Annotated in this window: 7 protein-coding genes; all 7 read left to right on the top strand. The window is 34.6% G+C overall.

The features are described from left to right. Positions 1-40: 40 nt before the first annotated feature. The 7 genes from phnE (at position 41) to QA612_RS07060 (ending at position 11,777) form a co-directional block, all read left to right on the top strand. Complete coding sequence (gene phnE, locus QA612_RS07090) at positions 41-802, top strand: phosphonate ABC transporter, permease protein PhnE (protein ID WP_278283081.1); 762 nt, start codon at positions 41-43, stop codon at positions 800-802. Between the two features lie 19 nt (positions 803-821). Next, positions 822-1,568: a phosphonate ABC transporter ATP-binding protein gene (phnC, locus tag QA612_RS07085; RefSeq protein ID WP_278283080.1), complete on the top strand. Its 747-nt coding sequence runs from the start codon at positions 822-824 to the stop codon at positions 1,566-1,568. A gap of 253 nt (positions 1,569-1,821) precedes the next feature. Beyond that, the gene (locus tag QA612_RS07080) at positions 1,822-1,959 is read left to right on the top strand and encodes a hypothetical protein (RefSeq protein ID WP_278283105.1); all 138 of its coding nucleotides are present in this window, start codon (positions 1,822-1,824) and stop codon (positions 1,957-1,959) included. A 33-nt stretch (positions 1,960-1,992) separates the two neighbouring features. Then, positions 1,993-2,133 carry a hypothetical protein gene (locus QA612_RS07075; protein WP_278283079.1) on the top strand — a complete coding sequence of 47 codons (141 nt, stop codon included), beginning with the start codon at positions 1,993-1,995 and terminating at the stop codon, positions 2,131-2,133. Positions 2,134-2,228: 95 nt separating this feature from the next. Next, a complete protein-coding gene (locus QA612_RS07070; RefSeq protein ID WP_278283078.1) occupies positions 2,229-2,486 on the top strand; it encodes a hypothetical protein in 258 nt (85 codons plus the stop codon). Positions 2,487-3,081: 595 nt separating this feature from the next. Continuing rightward, complete coding sequence (locus QA612_RS07065) at positions 3,082-5,952, top strand: LPXTG cell wall anchor domain-containing protein (RefSeq protein WP_278283077.1); 2,871 nt, start codon at positions 3,082-3,084, stop codon at positions 5,950-5,952. 827 nt (positions 5,953-6,779) lie between these two features. Beyond that, positions 6,780-11,777, top strand: coding sequence for a bacterial Ig-like domain-containing protein (locus QA612_RS07060; protein ID WP_278283076.1), 4,998 nt, complete (start codon positions 6,780-6,782; stop codon positions 11,775-11,777). Positions 11,778-12,065: the final 288 nt, after the last annotated feature.

Here is a 12,065-nt window from a genome sequence, read left to right as displayed (position 1 = left end):
TAATCTCATTCCTTTTTCTTATGTGAAAGGAGTCGTAAGTGTGATCTGGTTCCGCAAGCGTCATTTAATTTACTTTGTCATATTAATCCTATTGACCTGGATTAGTATGGACTTGACTAACTTCGATTTATCTAAATTTATACAACTTGAAAATATGATCTCCTTTATCCAAAGAAGCTTTATACCTCCTGACTGGTCAATTTTACCCTTTTTGTTAAGGGAAAGCTTTGTAACGTTAGGTATGGCTTTTTTAGGTACAGTATTTGCTTTACTAATAGGTATCCCATTAAGCTTTGCTGCTGCACATAATACATCACGTCATTATTTCAGTTACCAGTCTGTTCGCTTTTTCCTATCAGGATTACGTTCTGTACCTGAAATTGTATTTGGTCTCATTTTTGTTGTTGTCATTGGACTTGGCCCATTTGCAGCAGTACTTGCAATCCTATTACATAATATAGGAGTTCTAGGAAAACTGATTTCTGAACTAATTGAAGCGGCAGACAAAGGACCACAGGAAGCAATGAAATCTGTTGGGGCAACTCATCGAATTGGAAATTTATTTTCTATTATTCCTCAAATTTGGCCAAATGTACTTTCTCACTATTTTTATCGGTTTGAAGTTGCTATTCGTACTTCTCTCGTTTTAGGCTTTGTAGGTGGTGGAGGGTTAGGACAGCAAATTTTTAACCAATATCAAAGCTTCTATTATGATGGTATGGCTGTATCTATTATTGTTATCATGGTCCTTGTTATTTGTGTTGATATGTTTGGCTCCTACGTTCGAAAAAGAATTATATAAGAGAGGGTAGAAATGACTGATGATTCAATTAGAGAAAGTAACGGTACGTTATCCAAAAGCAAATGAAGATGCCATAAAAAATCTTTCCTTCACGCTAAACAAGGGAGAATTTGTATGCGTTCTAGGAAGAAGTGGCGCAGGGAAGTCAACCTTTATACGGACAATTAACGGATTACAGCCAATTACAGCTGGTTCAATACAGGTTTTAGAAAAAAACTATTATGATCTAAGGTTAGAGGAGAGAAGGAAATTAAGAAGTAGAATAGGAATGATCTTTCAGCATTTTCATCTAATTCCTCGATTAACCGTTCGCCAAAATGTACTAACCGGTCGATTTGGCAAAAAGAAACCGTTCCAGAATCTCCTCGGTTTGTTTACAGCAGAAGAAAAAGCATTAGTCCAGCATTATATAGAAAGAGTTGGATTACTTCCTTTTGCAGATCGTAAAGTGGAGCAGCTGAGTGGAGGACAAAAGCAACGTGTTGGCATTGCCCGTTCCTTAATGCAAGAACCTGATATTTTCTTAGGTGATGAACCAGTTGCTAGCCTAGACCCGAATACTTCACGAAGTATTTTTCGCCTTCTTCAATCCATTCACAATGAGAAAAAACTCGTTTCTGTTTTAAATGTTCACGATGTTTCATTGGCAAAGGAATTTGCTTCAAGGATTATAGGATTAAATAAAGGAGAAGTTGTTTTTGATGGAACACCATCTGAATTGAACAGTAAAACATATGAAATGATCTATGGTAGTGATGAGCATTAGACTCTAAATAAGATTAAATATTCGTTTTTTTCACCCCGTAAAGTATGAATATACTTGCGGGGCTTTTGTTTTAAAATGATGTAAAGTAGGTAAGCCAGTTTTATGAAATCTGAGTTATATACGTGGAGGTAATATTCTACATTCATTTACTAAAAAAATATACTTGAATCAAGTTCAATACATTTTTTTCCACGGCTACAAGTTTGGTTTTTTCATAAACTAAGTTCATCAAGCTTAAGGGAGGGAATTAGAAATGAGAAAAAGAAAAGGACAGGGAAATGCAGCTATTACTAATAATCAAACACCAAAAGAAAGCCTTCCAGACGTTAAAGAGGAGTATATAAGAAGCAATCACAACCGACCAAAAGAAGGTCCAGGGTCAAAAGGATAATCAAATTGGACGTTTAAAAAAGGAGTAATTAGAATGGGTGCAAAAGATCAAAATAAAAATGAGAATGTTGAAATTGAAAAGAAGGATTTAAATGAAATAGTTCACGATACACCACATCCAGGACAAATTGAAATTGAATTAAATCCAGGTAACAGTAACGAAAATCAAAAATAAAAATATAGAAAGTTTTGTTTTCTATATGCCCCATCCCATTAAAAAGAAAGATGGGGTTACTTTTCATATCTAATGAATTCGGAGGGAAAGGTATAATGAAGGAACAACCATTTTCATACATAGAAAAACTGGAAAATCTTTATGTACTTTTGGAAACTAGAAACATGCTTCTAAAGAAAAAAAATGAAATAGAAAATGATACAAATGAGAGTGAACAATTAGAAGATGATTTGAAAAAAATTGAAGTGGAAATAAATAATTACTCTAATGGTATGTCCGTAGAAGAGATAGAACAGAGTATGACATCAACCTTGTTTTATCCTATAAATAATAATGAAAAAGCAAGAGAATAAATAACAAGGAAGTATTAATTCAACTAACTCACATAATAAGCTCTACATGTAGAATATTTAAAAAGAACGTATTATTTTGATATAAAAATATTTGTTGACATAATAATTGTAAGCGATTACAATAAAGCATATATTACAACGTTGTTATTTACTATAACTCTAATGGTACATAGTGTATATGATACATGTTAATAAAATAGCCTTCTATTAAGACAACTAACTTCTTTGTTAACTACTCGCACATAATATAGTATCTTGTCCGCTTGTCCTCCTAAGATAAGGTACTAACGGCTTCTCAATTTTTCATTATCTAATTTATAAAAAAACAAAAGGTAATTACATATTCTCTTCTCTTGATTGATCAAACCTGATCTGTGATTAAGAAGTTTATTTGTGCATAATATTATTATTTTAATATAATTTTTATACAAGAGTAGTAACTACTAGAATATCAGTCTATCAATCTTGTAAAAAATAAATACAAATATAAGAAGGAGGTAAAAGGAGTTAAGTACATAGGTACAATGGTTTTATTCTAGCTTTCCATGTTTCAAGTAATCCTTAAGTTGTAAAAATAAAAATTGGAGATGAGTATATGAAAAAAATGCTTTCAAAATCAATGATAGCACTACTTATTTTTTTATTAGCTCTAGGAAATGTACCATTAATAGGATTAGCTCAAGACATTACAGATCCAGATGATCTAGTATGGAAGGAAATCGCTTTTGGTCAGTCAGTTGACTTAAACTTTTCAGCAAATGTTTTGCCCGAAAAAGTTGGGGTTAACTACGCTGATCCAGAATTTCCAGGTACGATTGATGGTAAAATATTCATGGAAAGTCGTGGGGGGAAATTAGCTCCTGGACATGATGGATTAACATTTTATTATACAACATTAGATGCAAATAAATATAATTTTGTTCTTGAAGCAGATATTACTTTTGAGCAGCTTGGACCTGAAACTGGTGCCAACCCAAATGGACAAGAGGGTGCTGGAATCATGGTTCGTGATTTGAATGGAGGAGCTCGTCAAGATCCAATGCTAATGGGATTTGAGGAAGTACCTGCGGCATCAAATCTATTTGCCGTAGGAATTATGCGTCACGGGGTTAGTGCCCTTGCTCGTAAAGGGGTTGTAGAACCATGGGGGAACCTTGGGAGCTCGTGGGAAAGAGATAGAATTCCTGGTGCCCCATCATCATTAGAGGACTCAATGAACAAACCATTACGATTAAAGCTTGAAAGAACAGATACAGATTTTATTATGTCAGTAACATACTCTCATTTAGATGGGGAACCAACATATGAGAAAAGTATTTCTGGTGCTGATATGGTTCAAGTAATCGATAAAGATAACATGCAAGTAGGTTTCTATGCATCGAGAAATGCAGCGATGACAGTTGAAAATGCGAGTATTACATTAAGCGAAGCGAATACTCAGCCATCACCAGTAATTCCACCTCAACCAGCTAATGCTTTCATGAACATTGTTTCACCAGCTGACTCAGGTTCAGAAAGTTATAACTTAAAAGCATTATCAAATTATGCTGGAAGCTATACTGTATTGAAAGATGGACAAGAAGTTGTTTCCGATTTATCACTAGGGGCAAGGGAAGAATTAAAGTATGTAGCTGATTTAGATAAAGACGAGACGAAGTTTACGGTAAGATTTACACCAATAGGAGCTCCAAACAACGATACTATTGAAAGAGAAGTAACGGTTAATAAGCGTATTTTTAATAGTGGGGCTGGACTTTTTGTTTCACCAGACGGTAAGAGTGATGCTGCTGGAACGAAAGAAGATCCATTAGATATTAATACAGCAGTAAAGTATGTTCTTCCTGGGGAAACAATCTTTATGCTTGGTGGAACATATGATTCTCAAATTAGCATTAGTAGTCAGTATAGTGGGGAAGAAGGAGCATTGAAAACCATTGCACCATATAATGGTGAGGAAGTAATTTTCGATGGTGAATATCAAAGAGGAAACTTATTCTCACTCAATGCTGATTACTGGCATGTTGTAGGTTTTGAACTCACACGTTCAACTGGAAATGGAATGAGAATAAATGGAAGCCATAACGTTATTGAGTTAATGACATTTAGCTTTAATCGGAACTCCGGATTCCAAATTTCTGGAAGTGGATCTGATCCAAACTTCTGGCCGCAGCATAATCTTGTAATTAATAGTGTGGCACATGATAACCGTGATGAATCAGATATTAATGCGGATGGATTTGCAGCTAAATTAGGTGTTGGTGAAGGGAACGTCTTTAAAGGAAACATTGCTCATAACAATATCGATGATGGTTGGGATTTCTATAATAGAACGAATGAAGGTCCGAACATGCCGATCGTTCTTGATGGAAATATTGCTTATTCAAATGGTAAATTAAGTGATGGTTACAACAAGGATGGTACTTCCGGAAGTGGATTTAAAGTCGGTGGAGAAGGCTTGCCGGTAGCTCATATCTTGAAAAACAATATTGCTTTCGACAATAATATGGATGGGTTTACAGATAACTTTAACCCTGGAAAAATGATTGTGGAAAACAATACTTCTTTTGATAATAAGCGTTCTAATTTCATTTTTAGAATTAATCCATACTTTGAACCAGACGATATGGGGATTTTCAGAAATAACGTATCCTTTAGAACAAATACTGATAGTACTGTTCCTGACTATATTTCTGGTAATGTAGATGCCACAAACTTCTTCTTTGACGGTGAGAAATCGGTCAATAGTAATGGTGTTGTGATTGATGCATCTGATTTTGTAAGTACAGCTATTCCAGAAAGGTTTGAAAGAGACAGCGAAGGGAATATCATTTTCGGTGATTTCGTTCGGTTAACTACTGACAGTTTATTAAATAATGCAGGTACTAATGGAACGTATGTTGGTGCTCTATCATCAACATCTAGTGACGAAGAACCACCAGTAGATGAAGAGCCGCCAGTAGATGAACTAGAAGAGCAAATTCAAGAATTAAGAAATAGAATTGTAGATTTACAGGCACAAATTGAAGCTCTAGAAGATTCGACAGAGTTAGAGGAATTAGCAAGTAAACTTCAAGCTCTCGAAGACGATTTTGCAAGGCTTCGATCTGAAAATGATATTTTAGAAGATCGAGTGGCTGGACTTGAAGAATTAATTGTCCAATTACAAAATGCTATTGATGATTTAGCTACTTCAGATAATGGAGAGACAGAAGTTTCTGTAGATGAAGAGACTCCTATAAAAGATAATGAGACAGAAAAAGATGAAGAATCATCAAAATCAGATGAAGTAAAAGAAGATGAAGAGGTAAAAGAAACAAAAGAAGAGTCTTCTGAAAGCACTGATAAAGATGGAGACGAGCTTCCTAATACAGCAACGAGTATGTTTAACTTCCTATTCATCGGTCTAATTCTTATTATTGCAGGTATGGCATTATATGTTAAAAGTAGAAAAAGAAGCGTTGCTTAATAAATAAATAAATAGAACAATAACCGTATTTCACTAAAAAGACAGGGATCCCTAGATTATAAGGGTTTCCTGTCTTTTATTTTCTACATTTTACATGATGAAGATAGATTCATTCATTAAGTTATATAAATATAGTTTGACAATTTCCTCTGCAAACGGTTACAATACTATTGTGATAAAACTTTAACTGTGATTACAAATTTATCAGTAATCTTTTTTTTAGAAAACTCCACATATGTAATTTCTATTTATAACTATTAAAGGAATTACAATCAAACTCACAATACAACTCTTTAAAGTGTTGTGCACCGTACTTTACTTAGCTTGGAGGACTTATTGGTGATAAACCAAGCGGTTCAAATCAGCACACATCCATTATTGGTTAATAGTTCCATTTAATATACTGAACTATTAAATTCTCGATTGGTTTAAATGATTAAACTCACAAAAACTTTTTTCGATATAGTAAAAATATACAGGGATTTTGATATAAATATAGATATATATATTTATAATTCTATAGCATCCTATGTTTGAGGAAGGTTGTTGACGTATTTTTCGAGAATTCATTGCAAAAGATATATGCATTAATCCTACTATTCATATAAGAATACAATACAAAACAGCGCTTTATTTTGTTTATGTCAATATGACATTCAAATGATCTTTTCTGTCTACTATTATTGGTTTTAATCCATTTTCATTATATGAATTTGGTAAAACATATACCCTTATAAACAATAGGGCCTAATTATAAGAAGGGAGAGGGGAGTTGGAGTAATATTACTTTTTAAAAAAATTTAACATTTATTAATGAGGAGGATTCGATGAGGAAAAATAAAAGTCTATTTGCAATAGTAATGTCCTTACTATTACTTATTTCTCCAATGAATTTAACTGTTTTTGCTGAAGATGGAGTCAATGGTGATGAAACGGACGAACGTACAGAAGTTAACCAGATTCCAGAAGATAGTGACTGGACAGGTGCAATTCATGGGAATGTAGGAACAAATAATTTCGATTATGATTCATTTGAAATAACTGAAGATGAAAATGGTGACGTTACTATGCGTGTTACGGGTAACCGTGGACAAATAGCTAGTAGTAATGAAGCGTTTCTATATTACTTTCAAGAAGTAGATCCTAATGCGAACTTTGAAATAAGTGCAACTGCAACAGTAGATCAAATGACTACGGATAATAACCAAGCAGCTTTTGGTATTATGCTTAGAAGCAATGCGGTTGAAGTGCATAATCGTTATCCATTTGAAATGGATTCTTTTACAGGTGACTATTTGGCTTTAGGTGGACTCCGACAAGAGGTTAGAGGGTTCCATAAACTAGCAGATTCCAATTATGTTTGGCCTGAAGAATTAGGCTTTGATGATCTTGTTGTTGGCGAAGAGTATGATTTAAGCATCCGTAAAGACGGAGATATTTTCAAACTGACGGTTGACGGTGAAACAAAGGTTATCGATGACTACGAAGGTGAAATTAATTATGCAGGTTTAATTGCTGTAAGGAATGCAACAGTTACTTATAGTGATGTTAATTTCAGTGTTGAAGGTCAAATTGACTTAGGCGATTGGGAGTTCAGTGCGTTTGGAGAAAATACTAGTATTGAAGATCCAGTTAGAAATCCTGATCCATTAGTAAATGAAGATGGTTCTGTTACAATTGAAGCTTTTGGTGGGAAAATTGCTAGTAATGATGAGGGTATTTCTTATTTTTACAAAAAAGTTCCAGCAGATATGAATTTTGAAATTGTTACAGATGCTCTTGTAGAAAGATACACTGGAGAGAGCCAAGTCTCTTATGGTTTAATGCTAAGAGATGAAATTGGTGAACATGGTGATAATGCAAATCAAACAGCAAATTATATAGCTGTAGGTGCTAACAGAGAAGATATGATTGGTTTCTATAACAATCAAGATGGTGAGATTCAAAGACTTGATCCATTCTCTGAACCAGCAAGTATGGAAAACCAGAAATTGTCTATTCGTAAGTCCGGTGATACGTTTGTATTGTCTGCAAATGGAGATAATACAACGATCGACTTAGAAGAGATGTTTAACGATGAAATCTATGTAGGTTTATATGTTGCACGAGATGCAATTGTTACATTCAATAACTATGAAATTAATGTAGATGCTAGAACAGTAGATGAGCTTCATGTAAATACTGAAAATATGAAAACAGAATACTTGATTGGTGAATTAATTAACTTAGATGGTATTTCTGTAAATGCTCTATTCTCAGATGGATCAGAGTCAGAAATTTCTGCTGATGATGTGATCGTTACTGGCTTTGACAGTAGTGAAACAGGAAGAAACACGGTTACACTTAACTTTAGTGGTGTAAGTACTACATTCGATGTAGAAATCGTAGACTTAACAGTTACTGACTTGAACATTCAATATTTCCCTGCTAAAACGGACTACTTTATTGGTGATCAATTTGATCCACAAGGTTTAGTCGTTCATGCAGAATATAATGATGGGTTCTCTAATGCACAATTATCAAGTGATCAATACAGCTTTGAAATTGATGGGGAGACTGTAGAAGAAGATTATGTTTTTACTAGCCCTGGAACAAAGATAGTTTCAATTTTAGCTAACAATTCTGCAGAAGGTGTCGAAGCAACATTTGAAGTAGAAGTTGCAGATGCTGAACTTACTGGTTTAGAAATTAGAACGGCTCCAGCAAAAGAACAATATTTCTTAGGTGATGAGTTAGACCTTTCTGGAATCGTTATTTATGCAATTTATGATGATGGCTCAGAAGTTAGATTAGTACCAGCTGAATATGAAGTAACTGATTTAGATACTGAAACATCTGGTGATAAAGACCTAACAATAACTCATAAAGACGCAGAGGTTATTTTAACACTTAACGTGAAGGAAAGGGAATTAGAGACGCTGATCGTTTCTGAATACCCTCAAACAACTTTTTACGTAGGTGATGAGTTTACTTCAGAGGGACTAGAAGTTTCTAAGCTTTATGACAATGAAGATGTTGAATACTTCACAGATGACAATTATTTTGTTGATGCTAGTGCATTTGATAGCGCAGCTGTAGGAACTTATGACATTGAAATTAAGCCAAGTAATTCTGATATCGAAACAATTACGTATGCTGTAACGGTTCGTGAAGATACTGAGTATGAGTTCGATTTTATCGTATTTGGTCAATCGATTTCTGAAAATAGAAATGATTATAGTTATACGGAAGACGGGGCAGCTCGTTTAGAAGCGTTTGAAGGACAAAACGCTGGTAAAATTACTGGTGACCACGATGGTATTGTATTCTACTATACTGAAATTGATGCAAATAAAGACAACTTTGAATTATCTGCAGACATTCATGTAGAGCATTATGCGAAGACACCTCATGACGGTCAAGAATCTTTTGGTATTATGGCACGAGATGCAATTGGGAATCCTTGGGATTCAGGTGTATTCTCAAGTAATATCGCAGCTGTTGGTGGTTACTCTGGTGGTACAAATGAACCAAACGGAACTCAGCTTTTCGTAAGAACTGGAGTATTATCTCCAGATGGTGATGGAAGTGAAGGTAGAACAAGCACAATGCTTAAGCCTGAAAGACCATCAATCGAGAACACGTATCCAAATCAAACTTACCGTTTAACGCTTGGCAAAACAAACAGTGGATATACAGGTAAACTTTACGATGGTGAAAATGTTTTTGAAGACATGATTTTTGAACCAGAAATCTTAAACGTTCAAGATGACAAAATTTATGTTGGATTCTACGTAGCACGTGAAGCAACAATTGAAGTAAATAATATTGAGTTTACAGTAACAGATGCTGCAACGGATGCTCCTAGAGTGGAACCTCCAGTTGAAGCAATTTCGCCAAACTTTAATGTGTTCTCTCTTGATAAAACACCATTAACTGACTATGACCTTAAGGTGAGAGCAAATGCTGACGGTATTGTTACAGTTAGACAAGGGACTGAAGTTATCTTACGTGATGAAGCAGTGCAACAAGGTGAAATGTTCACAGTACCAACTACATTAGATACGAACAGTGATACAAACTTTAGTATTAGCTTCTTACCAGATGACACACAATATTTAACTTCGTATAATCGTATTATTCGAAACTTTACAGTTACAAACCGTGTGTTACAAGATGGAACAGGTGATATATACGTATCAACAGATGGTACTAGCTCTGCGACTGGTGCATTCGATAACGAGCTAGACATCGATACAGCTATTGATTTTGTAATGCCTGGTCAAACTATTATTGTTAAAGACGGTCACTATTTACGTGACGATGCTCTGCGTATTCGTAACTTTAATGACGGTACTTCTGATGCAATGAAGTATATGGTTGCTGATGAGGGTGCTCGCCCAGTATTTGACTTCCAAAACAGACATGACGGAATGTTACATGAAGGGAACTACTGGCATGTAAAAGGTATGGATTTTACACGTGCTGGCGGTAATAGAAAAGGATACCATATCGGTGGTAACCACAACATCGTAGAAAACGCAAGGTTCTATGAAAATGGTGATTCTGGTTTACAAATAAGCCGATTAGATACGTCATTAACGGATATTGAAGATTGGCCTTCACACAACTTAATTCTAAACAGTGTTTCATTTAATAATATGGACCCAGCAGAAAATAATGCAGACGGTTTTGCTGTTAAGCTTACTGCAGGTGTAGGTAACGTATTACGAGGAGTAATTGCTCATAACAACGTAGACGATGGTTTTGACTTATATGCAAAAGTAGGTACAGGTGCAATCGGACAAGTTATTATTGAAGACAGCTTAGCGTTTAACAACGGTACATTAACAGATGGTACTGTTGGTGGAGGTGACAAGAACGGATTTAAGCTTGGTGGAGAAGGAATTCACACACCACATACAATCCGTAATAGTATTGCTTGGGGGAACGGTGACTCTGGTTTCACAAGTAACAGTAACCCAGGTGTAATTGCTGAAAATAATATCTCATTTAACAATGCTGATAATAACATTCAGTTTACAACGTACTCTGGTATTGAAGAAGACTTTACAATCGATGGATTCCTATCTTTCTATACAGATGGAAGAACGTATTCAGACGCATATCCAGCTGATGCTGAAGCAAATAACAATTACTTCTCTCACAATGGTGAATCATTCAATAAAGCTGGAGAAGAATTACCTCTTGATATTATGCAAGCATTAGAAGTTATCACTGAATTCGATAGAAATCCAGATGGTGAAATCGACTGGTTAGGTGTATGGGATGTATACTTTGATTTCTTAGAAGGTGCAGATGAAAGAGCTTTTGAAATACAGCTTGAGGAATTACTAGGTCAAGTTACAGACTTAGAAAACCAAATTGCAGATTTAGAAGCGCAAATCGCCGAACTAGAGGATTCAGCTCAAATTGAAGAGCTTGAAAATCAACTTCAACAACTTGAGCAAGCATATGCAAATCTTCAATCAGAAAATGATGATTTAGAAAGTCAAATTACTAATTTAGAAGAAATGATTAATAGTCTTCAGAAAGCATTAGAAGAACAAGCAGTTTCTGATAATGGTGATAGTGAAACACCAAAAGACGATTCTTCAAAAGAAGATGATGCAACAAATGAAGAAGAATCTTCAACAGAATCTGATGCTAAAGAAGAGGAATCAAAAGAGGAAAGCGAGTCTACAAAAGAAACTGATAATAACGGAGACGAGCTTCCTGATACAGCAACAGGCATGTACAATTATCTTTTAATTGGATTAATTCTAGCACTTGCAGGCATTATGTTCTATTTAAGAGAAAGAAATAGAAAACTAGCACAAAGATAATATTAAAGTAATATTAAGGGAGAAACTTCATTATATATTGAGGTTTCTCCCTTTTTTATAACTTATTAAGATGATTTTCATTTCATAATGACAAATATTTCAGAAAAGTAATTGACACCTTTTTTGAAACCGTTTACAATAATAATTGAATATATAACAACGTTTTCACAACTAACAACTCCATCAAATTTTTTCATTCGATGTCTTTTATAACTCTTCTTATAAATGACATTTCCTTCGTAGGTTAAACATTTTTTGTTACGTGCAACTGACGAAAATAGTTTAATA

Source organism: Evansella sp. AB-P1 (assembly GCF_029688925.1).
Lineage (GTDB): Bacteria > Bacillota > Bacilli > Bacillales > Salisediminibacteriaceae > Evansella.
Note: the sequence above shows the minus strand (reverse complement) of the source record. Positions and strands in the feature narration are given on the sequence as shown.